This window comes from Nocardioides sp. SYSU D00065 (genome assembly GCF_017916425.1).
In the GTDB taxonomy this organism is placed as follows: domain Bacteria; phylum Actinomycetota; class Actinomycetes; order Propionibacteriales; family Nocardioidaceae; genus Nocardioides.
This window is the reverse complement of record NZ_JAFMSX010000005.1, coordinates 168,007-185,152: the sequence shown is the minus strand read 5'-3', so window position 1 is coordinate 185,152 and position 17,146 is coordinate 168,007. Positions and strand designations below refer to the sequence as shown.

The following is a 17,146-nucleotide window of genomic DNA, read 5'->3' as shown; positions in this document are numbered from 1 at the left end:
GCGGCGGCCTAGGTTGCTGCGATGAGCGTCTTCCGCACCAAGTCCGTCGAGCAGTCGATCGCCGAGACCGAGCACCCCGAGCATCGACTGAAGAAGAACCTCGGCGCGCTCGACCTCACGATCTTCGGGGTCGGGGTCATCATCGGCGCCGGCATCTTCGTCTACACCGGCCAGGTCGCCGCGACCAACGCCGGTCCCGCGATCGCGCTCTCGTTCCTCATCGCCGGCCTCGCCTGCGCCCTCGCGGCGCTGTGCTACGCCGAGTTCGCGTCCACCGTCCCGGTGGCCGGCAGCGCCTACACGTTCTCCTACGCCACCTTCGGCGAGCTGATCGCGTGGATCATCGGCTGGGACCTCGTGCTCGAGTTCACCGTCGGTGCCTCGGCGCTGGCCGCCGGGTTCTCCGGCTACCTCCAGAACGTGCTGGACGGCACGCCGCTGGAGGTGCCGGCCTCGCTCGCCTCGGCGAGCGACGGCGTCGTCAACCTGCCGGCCGTGGTCATCTCCCTGCTCGTCGCCGCCGTGCTCATCGGCGGCATCAAGCTGTCCAGCCGCGTCAACCAGCTCGTCGTCGCGATCAAGCTGGCCGTCGTCGGCCTGGTGATCGTGATGGGCATCGGCTACATCAAGGTCGCCAACTACACGCCGTTCGTCCCGCCCAGCCAGCCCGCCGGCGACTCCGAGGGCACGTTCTGGTCCCTGCCGCTGGTCACGTCGATCTTCGGCCTCGAGCCCGCGGTGTTCGGCATCGCCGGCGTCATCGCGGGGGCGGCGATCGTCTTCTTCGCCTTCATCGGCTTCGACGTGGTCGCCACGACCGCCGAGGAGACCCGCAACCCCCAGCGCGACGTACCGATCGGCGTGCTCGGGTCCCTGGCCATCGTCACCGTGCTCTACATCGCCGTGTGCTTCGTGGTCACCGGGATGCAGGACTACTCCACGATCGATCCCTCGGACGCGGCGCCGCTGGCGACCGCCTTCGACGCGGCGGGGGTCGAGTGGATCGGCAACGTCATCGCCGTGGGCGCCACCATCGGCCTCACGGTCGTGGTGCTGATCTTGATGATGGGCCAGACGCGGGTCGCCTTCGCGATGGCGCGCGACGGGCTGCTGCCGACCTCGCTGGCCAAGGTCCACCCGCGCTTCGGCACCCCGTACCGGCTCACCGCGATCACCGGCATCGGCGTCGCCCTGCTGTCCGGCTTCGTCGACTTCGAGACGCTGGGCCACCTGGTCTCGATCGGCACGCTGTTCGCCTTCGTGCTCGTCTCCATCGGCGTCGTCGTGCTACGCCGGACCCGCCCGGAGCTGCCGCGCGCGTTCCGTACGCCGGCGGTGACCGTGGTGGCGTCGCTGTCGGTGCTGCTGTGCTTCTACCTGATGCTCAACCTGACCGGCGAGACCTGGGTGCGGTTCCTGGTGTGGATGGCGATCGGCCTGGCCGTGTACTTCCTCTACGGCCGCTCCCACAGTCGGCTGGGGCGCGGCGAGCTCGCCGGCACCGCGCGGACGGACGCCGACTGAGGCTGCGGGCGGCGTACTTGCCCCAACGCGCCGAGGGGCGGTGCCCCAGCCACGATCCGTACCTACGGGATGTGGCTGGGACACCGCCCCAGCGGGTCAGCCGGTCAGCCGGTCAGTGGAAGCGGCGCCCCGTGACCTTCTCCGAGATGCCCCGGACGTCGAGCATGAAGGTCAGGCCGCCGTTCCAGAAGGAGAAGCCGGCGCCGGTGATCATCGCCAGGTCGATGTCCTGCGGGGCGGCGACGACCCCGTCGTCGAGCATCAGGCGCGCCTCCTCGGCCAGACCGGCCAGCGTCCGCTCGCGCACCTCCTCAGCGGTCAGGACGACGGGCGACGCGGGCTTCTCGAGCAGGGCCTCGACCTCGGGGTCGAGAGCGCCGTCGGGACCGTAGTACGACGCCTTCCCGGCCGCCACCAGCCGCTCGAGGGCGGGGGAGACGTAGAAGCGGTCGGGGAAGGCGGCCTTCAGCGTCTCGTTGTTGTGCAGCGCGATCGCGGGACCCACCAGCGAGAGCAGCACGAACGGCGGCATCGGGGCGATGCCCGCGAACGCGCCGTCGGCCACGGAGACCGGCGTGCCCTCGTCGACGATGCGTCCGACCTCGCTCATGAAGCGGCCGAGCAACCGGTTGACGATGAACGACGGGCTGTCCGTGACCAGGATCGTCGTCTTCTTCAGCGCCTTGCCCGTCGCGAAGGCGGTGGCCAGGGTCGCGTCGTCGGTGGCCTGACCGCGGACGATCTCCAGCAGTGGCATGACGGCGACCGGGTTGAAGAAGTGGAACCCCACGACCCGCTCTGGGTGCTGGAGGTCGGCGGCCATCTCGGTGATCGACAACGACGACGTGTTGGTCGCCAGCACGCACTCGCTGCTGACGACCTTCTCCACGTCGGCGAAGACCGACTTCTTGACCGCCATCTCCTCGAAGACCGCCTCGATCACGAAGTCGGCGTCGCCGAAGGCGACCTGCTTGTCGGTCTCGCCGGAGACCAGCGCCTTGTGCCGGTTGGCCTTGTCCTGGTTGATCCGGCCCTTCGCGAGCAGCTTGTCGATCTCCGCGTGGACGTAGGCGACGCCCTTGTCGGCGCGCTCCTGGTCGAGGTCGGTGAGCACGACCGGCACCTCGAGGCGGCGTACGAGCAGCAGCGCCAGCTGGCTGGCCATCAGTCCGGCACCCACGATGCCGACCTTGGTCACCGGCCGGGCGAGGGACTTGTCCGGCGCGCCCGCCGGGCGCTTGGCCCGCTTCTGCACCAGGTCGAAGGAGTAGAGGGAGGCCAGCAGCTCGGGGGTCTGCGAGAGCGCGTGGAGGGCCTCGTCCTCGGCCGCGAAGCCGGCGTCACGGTCGGTGTCCCGCGCGGCGGCGATGAGCTCGACGGCCTTGGCGGCCGCAGGCGAGGCTCCGCCGGTCCGGCTCGCCACGACGCCTCGGGCGCGCTCGAGGGCTGCGTCCCAGGCCGCACCGCGGTCGACGTCGGGCCGCTCGACGACGGTCTCACCGCGCAGCACGGACGCCGCCCAGAGCAGGGACTGCTCGATGAAGTCGGCGCCGCCGAAGACCGCGTCGGCCAGGCCGAAGTCGTACGCCGCCTGCCCGCCGAGCGTCCTGCCCTGGTTGAGCGGGTTCTCGAGAATGAGCGTGACCGCCTTGTCGGCGCCCAGCAGGTTGGGCACGAGCCATGCCCCGCCCCATCCGGGGACGAGACCGAGCATGACCTCGGGCAGGCCCAGCGCCGGCGCGGAGTCGATCACGGTGCGGTAGGTGCAGTGCAGCGCCACCTCCAGCCCGCCGCCGAGGGCGAGCCCGTTGATGAAGCCGAACGACGGCTTGCCGCCGTCCTGGAGCTTGCGGAAGGTCGCGTGCCCGAGCTCGGCCACGATCCGCACGGCCTCGGGCCCGCCGCCCCGGATCGAGGTGAGGTCCGCTCCGGCGGCGAGGATGAACGGCTTGCCGGTCACCGCGAGGGCGTCGACCGAGTCGTCGGCCAGTGCCTCGTCGATGGCGGCGTTCAGGGCGAGCAGGGAGGCGGGGCCGAACGTGTTGGGCTTCGTGTGGTCCTCGCCGTTGTCCAGCGTGATCAGGCCGATGGTCGCCCCGGGCAGCGCGATCCGGCGCAGGTGTGCTCGGGTGACCCGCTCCGCGTCGGAGACGATCGCCTCGGCGCGCTCGAAGATGTCGGTGCTCACTTCGCTTCTCCGTTCGACGTGTGGCCCTGCCAGTGGGGGTTCTCCCAGATCACGGTGCCGCCCATGCCGATCCCGATGCACATCGTGGTCAGGCCGTAGCGGACCTCCGGGCGCTCCTCGAACGCGACGGCGAGCTGGGTCATCAGGCGTACGCCGGAGGAGGCCAGCGGGTGGCCCACCGCGATCGCGCCGCCGTAGGGGTTCACGCGGGCGTCGTCGTCGGCGATGCCGAAGTGCTCGAGGAACGCCAGCACCTGGACGGCGAACGCCTCGTTGACCTCGAACGCGCCGATGTCGTCGATGCTCAGGCCGGCCAGGCGCAGCGCCTTCTCGGTGGCCGGGATCGGGCCCGCGCCCATCACCTCGGGATCGACGCCGACGAAGGCGTAGGTGACCAGCCGCATCCGCACCGGCAGGCCGAGCTCGCGGGCGGTCTCCTCGTTCGCGAGCAGTGCGGCGGTGGCGCCGTCGTTGAGGCCGGCGGCGTTGCCCGCCGTCACGTTGCCGTGGGCGCGGAACGGCGTCTTGAGCCCGGCGAGCGACTCGAGCGTCGTGTCGGGACGCATCGGCTCGTCGACCGTGGCCAGGCCCCAGCCGGCGTCCGCGGAGCGGGTGGCGACCGGGACGAGGTCGGGCTGGATGCGGCCGGCGTCATAGGCGGCCCGGGTCCTCTGCTGGCTGCGCACGGCGTAGGCGTCGACGCGCTGCTTGGTGATGGTCGGGTAGCGGTCGTGCAGGTTCTCGGCCGTCTTGCCCATCACGAGGGCGTCGGGGTCGACGATCCGCTCGGACAGGATCCGCGGGTTGGGGTCGACGCCCTCGCCCATCGGGTGGCGTCCCATGTGCTCGACCCCGCCGGCGATGGCGACGTCGTAGGCCCCGAACGCGATGCCGCTCGCGGTCGTGGTCACCGCGGTCATGGCGCCGGCGCACATGCGGTCGATCGAGTAGCCCGGCACGCTCTTCGGCAGGCCGGACAGCAGGGCGGCGGTGCGGCCCAGGGTCAGCCCCTGGTCGCCGATCTGCGTGGTGGCGGCGACCGCCACCTCGTCGACGCGCTCGGGCGGCAGGGCCGGGTTGCGGCGCATCAGCTCGCGGATGCACTTGATGACGAGGTCGTCGGCACGCGTCTCGGCGTACTGGCCCTTGGCCTTGCCGAACGGGGTGCGCACGCCGTCGACGAAGACGACTTCACGCTGTGGACGGGACACGGGTACTCCCAGGCTCGGGGACGGGGGACGGGCGGGCCACACGTTACCTCCCGGTAACAACGCCCGCGCGGCGGGCGGGTGTGTGTCAGGTCACTCGACGACTGTCACTAGGCTGGGGCCATGGCCGAACGTCTCGTGCACATCGTCGACGACGCCGAGGTGCTGGCCGACGCCGGCGACCTGACGATGGTCGTCGTCCTCACCGGGTTCCTCGACGCCGGCAAGTCCGCCGAGCTCGCGGCCACCCACCTCGCGGACCTGTCCGACGGCAAGGTCGTGGCGACCTTCGACGTCGACTCGTTGCACGACTACCGGGCGCGCCGGCCGCCCGTGTCGTTCGTGCGCGACCACTACGCCGACTACGAGGCGCCGCGCCTGGTCGTCCGCGCCCTGCGCGACACCGGCGGTACGCCCTTCCTGCTGCTGGCCGGACCCGAGCCCGACATCCGCTGGGAGGCGTTCGCGCGCGCCGTGCGCGAGGTCGTCGAGCACTTCGGTGTGTCGCGGGTCGTGGGCCTCGGCGCCGTGCCGATGGCCGTCCCGCACACGCGACCCATCGCCATCACGCCCCATGCCAACCGCCCCGACCTGGTCCCGGGCAAGAGCCCCTGGCAGGGCGAGCTCCGCGTCCCCGCGAGCGCCCAGGCGCTGCTCGAGGTGCGCCTGGGGGAGTGGGGCCTCGACGCCCTGGGCTTCGTAGCCCACATCCCGCACTACCTGGCGCAGATGGAGTACCCGCAGGCTGCGCTCGTGCTGCTGGAGCACCTCGAGATCGGCGGACGCCTGACCATCGACCTGACCCGACTGCGCGAGGCAGCCGAGATCACCGAGACCGAGGTCGACCGCTACCTGTCCGCGCACGACGAGGTGAGCGAGGTGGTCCGGGGCCTGGAGCAGCAGTACGACGCGTTCCGCGAGGCCGAGGCCGCCGGGTCCTCCCTGCTGGCCGGGGACGAGCCGCTGCCCACGGGCGAGGAGATCGGCAGCGCCTTCGAGGCGTTCCTCGCCGAGCTCGACGACCCGTCGAAGGACGGCGACGGCCAGGGCTGGGAGGAGCGCTGATGGCCAGCAGTGCCGAGGAGCTCTCCGGCCTGCTCGACCTCGACCGGCTCGAGGTGGACCTCTTCCGGGGCGCACAGGCGGCCACGACGCGACAGCGGGTCTTCGGCGGCCAGGTCGCCGCGCAGGCCGTCGTCGCGGCGACGCGCAGCGTGGACGGCGACTTCGCGCTGCACTCGCTGCACTCCTACTTCCTGCGTCCGGGCGACACCTCGGTGCCGATCGTCTACGACGTCGAGCGCATCCGCGACGGGCGCTCCTTCGTGACCCGCCGCGTGTCCGCACGCCAGCACGGGCGCCCGATCTTCTTCATGACGGCGAACTTCCAGATCCCCGAGCCCGGCCTCGAGCACCAGGACGCGATGCCGGAGGTGGTGCCGCCCGAGCAGGGGCTGCCCCTGGTCGAGCTGGCGCGGGCGCAGGGGCCGGAGACCGCCGCGGACTGGGAGCGCGAGTGGTCCGCGCTCGACGTGCGTCACATCGGGATCACCGGACAGGGGATCGCCGAGGACGAGGAGCACGCCGCGCGGGCGCGACTGTGGATCAAGGTCAACGGCACGCTCTCCGACGACCCGACCGTGCAGGCCGCGGCGTTCACCTACGCCAGCGACCTCACGCTGCTCGGCGCCGCGCTGGTCCCGCACGGGATGCACATCGCCTCGCCGCGCCTGCAGCCGGCGTCGCTGGACCACACGATCTGGTTCCACCGGCCGTTCCGCGCCGACGAGTGGTGGCTCTACGACCAGTTCTCGCCGTTCGCCGGCGGTGCCCGCGGTCTCGCCCTCGCCCGGGTGTTCACGCAGTCGGGCGACCTCGTCGCGACCGTGGCGCAGGAGGGCCTGATCCGCCTGCGTGAGCAGCGCCCTTAGCACTACATCGGTGTAGTTCACGGCATTTGCTGACGGGCGTGTCGTGAAGCCGTAACCTGTGAGCGCTCGTGAGGCGCATGTGGTTGTCGAGGCCGGCGTTACCAGGTCCGGGCACCGGCGCCTCTCCGTTCGCTCCCCGACGAGGACGCTCACCATGGGCCCCACCCCGCGTACGACCGCGCGCGCGATGACGCTGGCCAGCGCGGCGCTCGTGCTGGTCGCCGCGGCCGCGCCAGCCTCGTCGGCCCCGCCCGCGACGCCGTACCAGATGCCCTTCCCGTGCGGCGAGACCTGGACCGGGTCCACCCGGCCCGGCCACAGCCCCAGCGTCCACGCCATCGACTGGAACCGGAACCCGGACCTGGGGGCGCCGGTCGTGGCCGCAGCCTCCGGTGTGGTGACGACCGCGCAGGCCACGCCGAGAGGCGGCTACGGGCGGTGGGTGGTCATCGACCACGGCAACGGCGAGTCGTCGCTGTACGCCCACCTGGCCAGCGTGGTGGTAGGCGTCGGTCAGCGCGTCGACCAGGGCGCGATGATCGGCACCCTCGGCGACAGCGGCAACTCCTCGGGATCGCACCTGCACTTCGAGGAGAAGGTGGGCCGCAGCGTCGTGCCGGCCTGGCTCGACGACAGCCAGTGGCGCAGCGGCGCGCAGACCTCCCGCAACTGCGTCGACGTGCCGCTCGCAGGCAACTTCACCGGCGACCGCGTCTCGGAGGTCGCGGTCTTCCGCCGGGCGAGGAAGTCGTCGTTCGTCGTGAACCTCGGTGCGGCACCGCCGCTGACCGTGCGGTTCGGCAAGGCGTACGACGAGCCGCTGCTCGGCGACTGGAACGGCGACGGCCGCGTCGACGTCGGGGTGCGCACGCCGAAGAAGAGCATGTTCAAGCTCAAGACCCCGACCGGGATCGTCCGGCTCCGATTCGGAGTCACCTCCGACATGCCGATCAGCGGCGACTGGGACGGCGACGGCACCACCGAGATCGGCGTCCGACGTGCCGCCGAGGGCACCTTCTGGCAGCGGATGCCCGACGGCTCGTCCTCGCCGGTCTGGCTCGGCGACGCCGACGACCTGCCGGTCACCGGCGACTGGGACGGCAGCGGCACGACGGACCTCGGGGTCTTCGACCAGGCCACGGCGACCTTCACGCTGCGCAGCGTCGACGGCGCCGGCCTGTCCGTCCTCGAGGTCGTGCCGTTCGGCGCGTCCGGGGACCTGCCCGTCACCGGCGACTGGAACGGCGACGGCGTCACGGACCTCGGCGTGTGGTCACCGGCGACCGCCACCTTCACCCAGGGTGTGGCCCGCACGCCCACCGCGGCGCGCGCGGTCGTGCGCACGGTCCGCTTCGGCACCCCGCGGCGCTGACGGCTCAGGCTGGACGCGTCCGGCCGAGGAGGTGGGGCGCCCCGTCCTTCGGACTCGTCAGCGCGAACGACCAGCCGTCCTCGTCGCGCCGCGCGGCGTACGCCACGGTGCCCGGCAGGAAGACCGGCTTCTTGAACGCCACCTCGACCCTCACCGCCTCGGGCAGCCGGTTCTCGATCGCCGCCACCGAGCGGGCCTTGGTCCACATGCCGTGCGCGATCTGGCGGCGGAAGCCGAGCGCCCGCGCGGTCAGCGGGTAGAGGTGGATGGGGTTGGCGTCGCCCGAGACCGACGCGTAGGTCCGGCCCAGGTCCGCCGGCAGGCGCCACTGCACGCCTCCGGACGGCGGGTCCGGCACGGCAATGCCGGGGACGGCGTCGCCGCCGACCGTGCGGCCGCGCCGCAGGTAGGTCGAGGTGGACTCCCATGCGGTCGCGCCGTCGCCGGAGACCACGGTGACGAAGTCGAGCAGCACGCCTCTGGCGTGCGGACGGGGCGCGCCGACCTCGGTGGTGACGTCCACGGTCTCGCCGACGGCGATCGCGCGGTGCGCCGTGATCGTGTTCTCGACGTGCACCATGCCGATAGCCGGGTAGGGGAACGCCTGGTCGCCCATGATCGCCATGTGGAGGGGGAAGGCCAGCAGGTGTGGATAGGTCAGCGGCACCGTGTCCTTGCGCGGGAACCCGCACACGGCGGCGTACGCCTCGACGCGCGAGCGCTCGGCGACGACCTGTTCGCGACGGTAGGCCAGGCCGGCGACGTCGCCCGCCGACCCCTTGCGCACGCCCGGCAGCCGGTTGACGCCCGGTACGGCGGGCAGCGCCGCCCGCAGCAGCGTGCTCACCCCGCCCGGCTCGCCGCGCAGGAGCTTCGGCGTCGACATCAGGCGCCCAGCATCATCTGGCCGCACACGCGCACGACGTTGCCGTTGACGGCGCCGGAGCCCGCGCTGGCGAGCCAGGCGATGGTCTCCGCAACGTCCACGGGCAGGCCGCCCTGAGCCATCGCGTTGAGCCGCTGGCCGACCTCGCGGGTGGCGAACGGGACGGCGGCGGTCATCTGGGTGATGATGAAGCCCGGGGCCACGGCGTTGACGGTGATGCCGTCGCCGACCTCGTCGCGCAGGCTCTCCACGAACCCGATGACGCCGGCCTTGGAGGCGGCGTAGTTGGTCTGGCCGACGTTGCCGGCGATGCCGGCGATCGAGGCGACGCCGACGATCCTGCCCCCGGCGTTGACGACGCCGGAGTCGAGGAGCTCGCGGGTGATGCGCTCTGGCGCGGTGAGGTTGACGGCGATGACGCTGTTCCAGCGGTCCGCGTCCATGTTGGCGAGCTTCCTGTCGCGGGTGATCCCGGCGTTGTGGACCACGACGTCGACCCCGCCGTGGTGCTCGCGCAGGTGATGGGCGATGCGCTGCGGCGCGTCCTTGGCGGTGATGTCGAGGACGACGTGGTCGCCGTCGAGCTCGGCCATCAGCGTCTGCAGCTCACCGGCCGCCTGCGGCACGTCGAGCCCCACCACGGTCGCACCGTCACGGTGCAGCACGCGCGCGATCTCCGCGCCGATGCCGCGGCTCGCGCCGGTGACGAGGGCGACCTTGCCGGCCAGGGGACGCGTCCAGTCGGCCACCTGGTCGGTCGTCGTGGCCCCGTGCGCGCCGATGCGCACGACCTGCCCGGAGACGTAGGCCGACTTGGGGGACAGGAAGAAGGCGAGCGTGGAGTCGAGGGCGGCATCGGCGGCAGGGGAGACGTAGAGCAGCTGCACGGTGCCGCCGCGGCCGACCTCCTTGCCCAGCGAGCGGGTGAAGCCCTCGAGCGCGCGCTGGACGATGCGCTGCGAGCCCGACGTCAGCTCCGGCGGCGTACCGATCACCAGCACGCGATGGCACGTCTCGAGGCGGCGCATCAACGGCGTGAAGAACTGCTGGAGCTCGACGAGGGCGGCCGTGTCCACGAGGCCGGTGGCGTCGAAGACCAGCGCCTTGGCCCGGGCGTCGTCGGCGAGCCCGGTCGCCGAGGTGATCCCCAGGCGGTCGAGGGTCTGCGGCAGGGAGCCGGCCAGGCGCCCGGAGCCGCCCAGCACGACGAGGCCGTCGACGAGGGGCGCGTCACCGGACCACCGCTCGAGCGCGGTCGGGTTCGGCAGGCCGAGGTTCTTGACCAGCAGCCGGCCGACGGGGGTGGACACGAAGCCTTGGTAGCGGTCGCTCATCGGTGGGGCTCCCTCTGCGGTGACGGACGGGGAAGGCGGACGGGGTGGACGGACGGGTGGTCGACGGACGGGCCCGACGGGATCATGTAACTGGGAGTGCAACTCGGCGTCCACATTTCGTGACGTCCCCCTCAGGCCGTTGGCCGGGGGTGCGGCACCCGCAAGGATAGGAGTCGAGCCACCTCGACCAACCGGACCGACCCGACCGTCCCAGGAGCCCGACATGCAGTCCAGCACCCGCCCCGTCGCCGTCGTCGGCGGCAACCGCATCCCGTTCGCCCGGTCCAACACGGTCTACGCGGAGGCCACCAACCAGGAGATGCTGACCGCCGCGATCGACGGCCTGGTCGCCCGGTTCGGCCTGCAGGGCGAGCGCCTCGGCGAGGTGGTCGCCGGCGCCGTGCTCAAGCACGCGCGCGACTTCAACCTGACCCGCGAGTGCGTGCTGGGCTCGACCCTGGCCCCCGAGACGCCGGCGGTCGACATCCAGCAGGCGTGCGGGACCGGTCTGCAGGCCGCCATCCAGGTCGCCAACAAGATCGCGCTCGGCGTCATCGACGCCGGCATCGCCGGCGGCACCGACACCACCTCGGACGCGCCCGTCGCGATCAGCGACAAGCTCCGTCGCAAGCTGATGAAGGTCAGCTCGGCCAAGGACACCGCGGGCCGGCTCAAGGCACTCGGCTCGATCCGCCCCGGCGACATCGGCCTCGACATCCCGCAGAACGGCGAGCCCCGCACCCGCCTCTCGATGGGCGAGCACGCGGCCCTCACCGCGGTCGAGTGGCGCATCACCCGCGAGGCGCAGGACGAGCTGGCGGCCCGCTCGCACCGCAACCTGGCCCGCTCCTACGAGGAGGGCTTCCAGGACGACCTCGTCACGCCGTTCCGCGGCGTCGAGCGCGACAACAACATGCGGCCGGACTCCACCGTGGAGAAGCTGGCCACCCTCAAGCCGGTCTTCGGCAAGGGGGCGGCGGCGACCATGACCGCCGGCAACAGCACCCCGCTCTCGGACGGCGCGTCCGCGGTCCTGCTCGCCAGCGACGAGTGGGCCGAGGAGCGCGGGCTGCCGGTGCTGGCGCACCTCGTCGACGCCGAGACCACGGCGGTCGACTACGTCAACGGTCACGAGGGCCTGCTGATGGCGCCGGCGTACGCCGTCCCGCGGATGCTGGAGCGCAACGGCCTGACCCTGCAGGACTTCGACTACTACGAGATCCACGAGGCGTTCGCCTCACAGGTCCTCGCCACGCTGGCCGCCTGGGAGGACCCGGTGTTCTGCAAGGAGCGCCTCGGCCTCGACGGACCGCTGGGCTCGATCGACCGCGACAGGCTGAACGTCAACGGCTCCTCGCTGGCCGCGGCGCACCCCTTCGCGGCCACCGGCGGCCGCATCCTCGCGGTCGCCGCCAAGCTGCTCGCGCAGAAGGGCGAGGGCCGCGCCCTCATCTCGATCTGCGCGGCCGGCGGCCAGGGGGTCGTCGCGATCCTGGAGCGCTGAGGCGGTCCGGCGCAGTCCGCAATCGGCTTCATGCGCCGGACCGGCCGCCGGGTCGGCGACCAAGCCGCGCGTTGGTAGGGTCGACCCCGATCGACATCCTTTAACGAGCCGTCCCGTGAGGCGGAGAAGGAGGTCCGGAGCGCAGATGCCTGCCCCCGACAACGCCAGCGAGCCCGGTCCCGGCCGGGGCGACCGCACCGTCCTCGACGCCCGCGACATCTCGCGGGCGCTCACCCGGATCTCCCACGAGCTGCTCGAGCGCAACAAGGGCGCGACCGACCTGGTCCTCTTGGGCCTGCACACGCGCGGCGTGCCCCTCGCGAGGCGCATCGCCGAGAGGATCGCGGCCGTCGAGGGCGCGCCCGTCGCCGTCGGGGAGCTCGACGTGACGATGTACCGCGACGACCTCCGGAGCCAGCCCACGCGACGCGCGCACAAGACGGCCCTGCCGGCGGGCGGGATCGACCGCAAGGTCGTGGTGCTCGTGGACGACGTGCTCTTCTCCGGCCGCACCATCCGCGCGGCCCTCGACGCGCTCGCCGACCTCGGCCGCCCCGCCGCCGTACGCCTCGCGGTGCTCGTGGACCGCGGCCACCGCCAGCTGCCGATCCGCGCCGACCACGTCGGCAAGAACCTCCCCAGCGCCCTCGCCGAGCGGGTCAGCGTGCGGCTCAGCGAGATCGACGGCACCGACGAGGTGACGATCTCGTGAAGCACCTGCTCTCCGTCGACGACCTCACCACCGACCAGGTCCTCGAGCTGTTCGAGACCGCCGCCGACATGCACGACGTGCAGAGCCGCGAGGTCAAGAAGCTGCCGGCCCTGCGCGGGCGCACCGTTGTCAACATGTTCTTCGAGGACTCCACGCGCACCCGGTCCTCGTTCGAGATCGCCGGGAAGTGGCTCTCGGCCGACGTCATCAACGTCAGCGCCAAGGGCTCGAGCACCTCCAAGGGCGAGAGCCTGCGCGACACGGTGCTCACCGTCTGCGCGATGGGCGTCGACGGGCTCGTGCTGCGCCACCCCGCCAGCGGGGCGGCCCTCCAGGTCAGCCAGTGGGTCGACGCCTCGGTGGTCAACGCCGGCGACGGCACCCACGAGCACCCCACCCAGGCCCTGCTCGACGCCTACACCCTCCAGCGGCGCCTGGGCTCGCTCGAGGGCCGGCACGTCGTGATCGTCGGCGACCTCACCCACAGCCGGGTGTTCCGGTCCAACATCCAGTGCCTGACCCGCCTCGGTGCGCAGGTCACCGTCGTGGCTCCACCCACGCTGATGCCGAGCGGGATCGGCGCGTGGTCGGCGTCGGCCGGGTTCGAGACGTCGTACGACGTCGACGCGGTGCTGCCGCACGCCGACGCGGTGATGATGCTGCGCGTCCAGCGCGAGCGGATGACGGGGGCCTTCTTCCCCACCGCGCGCGAGTACACCGTCGGCTACGGCCTGACCCGTGACCGGCTGGCCCTGCTCGGCCCGGACGTGCCGATCTGCCACCCGGGCCCGATGAACCGCGGCCTCGAGATCGCCGCGGACGCAGCCGACGCCGCGCAGTCGCTCGTGCTGGAGCAGGTGTCCAGCGGGCTCGCGATCCGGATGGCCGTGCTCTACCACCTGCTCGCCGGAGAGTCCCAAGGAGGGATGGCCTGATGTCGCTGGTGATCACCGGAGCCTCGCTGCTCGGCGAGAGGACCGCCGACCTGTACGTCGACGACGCGGGGATGCTCGTCGACGCCCCGGTGCCGGGAGCGGAGACGATCGACGCCGACGGACTCGTCGCCCTCCCCGGACTGGTCGACCTGCACACCCACCTGCGCGAGCCGGGCCGCGAGGACGCGGAGACGATCCGTTCCGGGTCGCAGGCCGCGGCGCTGGGCGGCTACACGGCAGTCCTGGCGATGGCCAACACCAGCCCGGTGACCGACACCGCGGAGGCGGCGACGCGCGTGTGGGAGCTCGGCCGCGAGGCGGGGCTGGTGCACGTGCAGCCGGTCGGGGCGGTGACGCGGGGACTGGGCGGCGAGGAGCTCGCCGAGCTCGCGCTCATGCACCGCTCGCGCGCGGCGGTGCGCGTCTTCTCCGACGACGGGCGGTGCGTCCACGACGCCCGGGTGATGCGACGCGCGCTGGAGTACGTCAAGGCGTTCGGGGGAGTCGTGTCGCAGCACGCCCAGGACCCCGCCCTCGCCGGGCCGACGGCCTGCTGCCACGAGGGCGAGCTCTCCGGGCGGCTCGGCCTGCCCGGCTGGCCCGGCATCGCCGAGGAGGTGATCGTCGCGCGCGACGTGATGCTGGCGCGGCACACCGGCTCGCGCGTCCACGTCGCGCACGTGTCGACGGCCGGCTCCGTCGAGGTGCTGAGGTGGGCCAAGGCGCAGGCCGCGCGGGACGGGGGCTGGAGCGTCACCGCCGAGGTCACCCCGCACCACCTGCTGCTGACGACCGACCTGCTCGCCGGCTACGACCCGACCTTCAAGGTGAACCCGCCGCTGCGTCCGCAGGAGGACGTCGACGCGCTGCGCGAGGCGCTGGCCGACGGCACCATCGACGCCGTCGCGACCGACCACGCGCCGCACGCCCGGCACGACAAGGAGCACGCCTTCGTCGACGCCGCCTTCGGGATGCTGGGGCTCGAGACCGCCCTCGGCGTGGTCCGCACCGCGATGCCGGGGCTGTCCTGGTCCGACGTCGCGCGGGTCATGTCGATCGCGCCCGCGCGGATCGCCGGTCTCGGCGACCAGGGACGGTCGCTGGCGCCGGGATCGCCGGCCCACGTCGTGCTCGTGGACCCGGACGCCGACGTGACCGTCGATCGGGACGCCTCCGCCTCGCTCTCGCGCAACAACCCCTGGCACGGCCGGCGGTTGAGCTCACGAGTGGTGCACACGGTGTACGCCGGCCGGGTGACCGTCCGCGACGGCTCGCTGGTCTGACGCCGACGGCGCCGCCCGGCGTACACCCCGTCGTGGTGCTGGCCTCATGGTGGGCCGCTTGACGATGGGCGTGGCGGACGGGTGCTGGTGTGGGCCTTGTGGTGCTGTGCGCTGAACCCCCTGGGCGGTGCGTGAGCCACATTCGGGGGCGCGGGGATGTGGCTGGCTCACCGCCCGGCCGGGCGGGCGGTGCGTGAGCCACATTCGGGGGCGCTGGGGTGTGGCTGGCTCACCGCTAGGCCGGGCGGACGTAGCGTCGAAACCGCCGGGCCTCCTCGCCCAGGCGTAGCGTGCGGGGCCATGAGGACCGACACGAGCGAGATCACCACTGTCCAGGAGCTCGAGGCCCTGGTCGGCGCGCCGGGGGAGCGCGCGCGGACCAAGGAGCGCTCCCGGCTGACCGACATCGACCGCGCCTGGCTGGCCGCCTCACCGTTCTGCGTGCTGTCGACCTCCGACGCCTCCGGCCGGTGCGATGCGAGCCCCAAGGGCGATCCGGTCGGCTCGCTGGTGCACGTCCTGGACGACACGACCATCGCGCTCGCCGAGCGCCCCGGCAACCGGCGGGTCGACGGCTACCGCAACGTGCTGCAGAACCCCTTCGTCGGGCTGGTCTTCGTCATCCCGGGTCGTGGGGACACGCTGCGGATCAACGGTCGAGCCCGGCTCCTGAGCGACGCTCCGTTCTTCGACGCCATGGCGGTGCGGGGCAAGCGACCGATCCTCGCCCTGCTGGTCGAGGTGGAGACGGTGTTCTTCCACTGCGCGAAGGCGTTCCGGCGCTCGCAGCTGTGGGAGCCCGAGACCTGGGACCCCGAGCGGGTGCCCTCGCGCGCGGCGATCGCCCACGAGCTCGAGCCGGTCGCCGGACAGGGGCTGGCCGAGCTCGAGGACTACTACCGGCCGGAGAACTACGACCGCGGCCTCTACTGACGACCGGGCGCGCGCCTAGGCGAGACCGAGGCCGCGTGCCTCCTCGCGCAGGTCGTCACGGACGCTCGGGTGGGCTGCGTGGTCGATCAGGTTGCGCGCCTGTTCCCGCTCGTCGCGCCCCCACATCCAGGCCACCCCCTGCTCGGTGACGACCGCACCGTGCTGGAAGGACGTCACCGGCTCGTCGACCAGCGGCACGATGGTGGACACGTTCGCCTTGGGGTGCCAGCTGCGCAGCGCCATGAACGCGCGACCGCCAGGGGAGTGGCTGGCGCCCACGGTGAAGTCCGTCTGGCCGCCGAAGCCGCTGTGGATCCTGGCCTTGATCCGTGACGCGTTGGCCTGGTCGAACAGGTCGACCTGGAGGGCGGTGTTGATCGAGGTCATCGAGGGTTGCGCGGCGATGCGGGACGGGGCGTTCGTCGTCTCCGTGCGCAGCATCTGCACGCGCGGGTTGTCGTCGACCCAGTCGTAGAGCTCCTGGCTGCCGAACACGAACGACGTACGCACCGGCGTGCCCCGGTCGAGCGCACCGGCCTTCTCGAGCGTCAGCACGCCGTCGCTGAACATCTCCGTCCAGATCCGCAGTCCTCGTCGCTCCAGGACGCCGGCGATCGTGGCATCGGGCACCTCGCCGATGCCCGCCTGCAGGGTCGCGCCGTCGCCGATCTCGGCGGCGACCCGCGAGCCGATGAGGCGTGCGTCGTCGCCCGGGACGCCGGCGGTGTGTGTGGTGAGGGCGGCGTCGACCTCGACGCCGAGGTCGATGTCCTCGACCTGCAGCACGGCGTCGCCGAAGGTCCACGGCATCCGCGGGTTGAGCTGCGCGAGGACGAGCGCGCCGCGGGCTCGGGCCGCCTCGATCGCCGCCGGGAGCACGTTGACCTCCAGACCGAGCGAGACCTGCCCGTCCCGGGGCAGCGTGGTGTGCACGACCACCACGTCGGGTGCCAGCGGGCCGTGGAAGAGGCGCGGCACCATCGACAACCGGCTCGGCACGTACGACAGGCGCGGGTGCCGGCGGAAGCCCGGCCCCACGAACGTCGTCTCCGGCACGACGCCCTCGTGCAGTCGCAGGTCGGGCTGGGCGTTCAGCGCGTGGAGCCGCACCGACGGCAGCTCGGCCAGCAGCGCGTGCAGCAGCGCCACCGGCGAGGCGAAGTTGCCGCTCGCGACGACGCGTGGCACGCCCTCGACGCCACCGCAGTGGTCGCGGACGGTCCGAACGGCTCGCTCCAGGTCGACGACGCGCATGACCCCAGCGTGCCAGTGCGCGCCACGGTGCGCCCGCGCGTCGGCTGCAGCTCGCGGCTCGGCGGAAAAGCGGTTGGCGCGG

General features: G+C 72.5%; 14 protein-coding genes. 9 read left to right on the top strand and 5 right to left on the bottom strand.

All coding sequences use genetic code 11. The features are described 5' to 3' along the window. Positions 1-21: 21 nt before the first annotated feature. Positions 22-1,524: an amino acid permease gene (locus J3P41_RS17965; RefSeq protein ID WP_210652054.1), complete on the top strand. Its 1,503-nt coding sequence runs from the start codon at positions 22-24 to the stop codon at positions 1,522-1,524. Positions 1,525-1,636: 112 nt separating this feature from the next. Here the strand turns inward: J3P41_RS17965 and J3P41_RS17960 are convergent, their stop codons facing one another. Together J3P41_RS17960 and J3P41_RS17955 are read right to left on the bottom strand one after the other, a co-directional pair. Beyond that, entirely contained in the window at positions 1,637-3,712 is a 2,076-nt protein-coding gene (locus J3P41_RS17960) for a 3-hydroxyacyl-CoA dehydrogenase NAD-binding domain-containing protein (RefSeq protein WP_210652053.1), read from the bottom strand. Then, on the bottom strand, positions 3,709-4,923 hold the full coding sequence (locus J3P41_RS17955; protein ID WP_210652051.1) for an acetyl-CoA C-acyltransferase: 1,215 nt from the start codon (positions 4,921-4,923) through the stop codon (positions 3,709-3,711). Before J3P41_RS17955 ends, J3P41_RS17960 begins: the two co-directional genes overlap by 4 nt. 120 nt (positions 4,924-5,043) lie before the next feature. Between J3P41_RS17955 and J3P41_RS17950 the strand changes: the two genes are divergently transcribed. The 3 genes from J3P41_RS17950 to J3P41_RS17940 all read left to right on the top strand — a co-directional run bounded on the left by J3P41_RS17950 (position 5,044) and on the right by J3P41_RS17940 (position 8,223). Further along, positions 5,044-5,985, top strand: a complete 942-nt coding sequence (locus J3P41_RS17950; RefSeq protein WP_210652049.1) for a PAC2 family protein — start codon at positions 5,044-5,046, stop codon at positions 5,983-5,985. Further along, complete coding sequence (locus J3P41_RS17945; RefSeq protein WP_210652046.1) at positions 5,985-6,851, top strand: acyl-CoA thioesterase II; 867 nt, start codon at positions 5,985-5,987, stop codon at positions 6,849-6,851. The genes J3P41_RS17950 and J3P41_RS17945 overlap by 1 nt, the downstream gene beginning before the upstream one ends. Positions 6,852-7,005: 154 nt before the next feature. After that, a complete protein-coding gene (locus tag J3P41_RS17940; protein ID WP_210652044.1) occupies positions 7,006-8,223 on the top strand; it encodes a M23 family metallopeptidase in 1,218 nt (405 codons plus the stop codon). A gap of 4 nt (positions 8,224-8,227) precedes the next feature. Here J3P41_RS17940 and J3P41_RS17935 read toward each other — a convergent pair whose 3' ends face one another. Both J3P41_RS17935 and J3P41_RS17930 read right to left on the bottom strand, forming a co-directional pair. Continuing rightward, on the bottom strand, positions 8,228-9,109 hold the full coding sequence (locus tag J3P41_RS17935; protein WP_210652042.1) for a MaoC/PaaZ C-terminal domain-containing protein: 882 nt from the start codon (positions 9,107-9,109) through the stop codon (positions 8,228-8,230). Continuing rightward, positions 9,109-10,443 (bottom strand): 3-oxoacyl-ACP reductase, encoded by a 1,335-nt coding sequence (locus J3P41_RS17930; RefSeq protein WP_210652040.1) that lies wholly within the window; start codon positions 10,441-10,443, stop codon positions 9,109-9,111. The genes J3P41_RS17935 and J3P41_RS17930 overlap by 1 nt, the downstream gene beginning before the upstream one ends. A 223-nt stretch (positions 10,444-10,666) precedes the next feature. On the opposite strand from J3P41_RS17930, the gene J3P41_RS17925 reads away from it, so the two are divergent. From J3P41_RS17925 to J3P41_RS17905, 5 genes are all read left to right on the top strand, one after another. Further along, positions 10,667-11,947 carry an acetyl-CoA C-acetyltransferase gene (locus J3P41_RS17925; protein ID WP_210652039.1) on the top strand — a complete coding sequence of 427 codons (1,281 nt, stop codon included), beginning with the start codon at positions 10,667-10,669 and terminating at the stop codon, positions 11,945-11,947. A gap of 145 nt (positions 11,948-12,092) precedes the next feature. Beyond that, positions 12,093-12,659 carry a bifunctional pyr operon transcriptional regulator/uracil phosphoribosyltransferase PyrR gene (pyrR, locus tag J3P41_RS17920; RefSeq protein WP_210652038.1) on the top strand — a complete coding sequence of 189 codons (567 nt, stop codon included), beginning with the start codon at positions 12,093-12,095 and terminating at the stop codon, positions 12,657-12,659. Further along, positions 12,656-13,594 carry an aspartate carbamoyltransferase catalytic subunit gene (locus J3P41_RS17915; protein ID WP_210652037.1) on the top strand — a complete coding sequence of 313 codons (939 nt, stop codon included), beginning with the start codon at positions 12,656-12,658 and terminating at the stop codon, positions 13,592-13,594. Before pyrR ends, J3P41_RS17915 begins: the two co-directional genes overlap by 4 nt. Next, positions 13,594-14,877, top strand: coding sequence for a dihydroorotase (locus J3P41_RS17910; protein WP_210652036.1), 1,284 nt, complete (start codon positions 13,594-13,596; stop codon positions 14,875-14,877). Before J3P41_RS17915 ends, J3P41_RS17910 begins: the two co-directional genes overlap by 1 nt. 300 nt (positions 14,878-15,177) lie before the next feature. Then, positions 15,178-15,810 carry a pyridoxamine 5'-phosphate oxidase family protein gene (locus J3P41_RS17905; RefSeq protein ID WP_210652034.1) on the top strand — a complete coding sequence of 211 codons (633 nt, stop codon included), beginning with the start codon at positions 15,178-15,180 and terminating at the stop codon, positions 15,808-15,810. 15 nt (positions 15,811-15,825) lie between these two features. On the opposite strand, the gene J3P41_RS17900 is transcribed toward J3P41_RS17905, so the two are convergent. Then, positions 15,826-17,064 (bottom strand): acetyl-CoA hydrolase/transferase family protein, encoded by a 1,239-nt coding sequence (locus J3P41_RS17900; RefSeq protein ID WP_210652032.1) that lies wholly within the window; start codon positions 17,062-17,064, stop codon positions 15,826-15,828. Between the last annotated feature and the right edge of the window lie 82 nt (positions 17,065-17,146).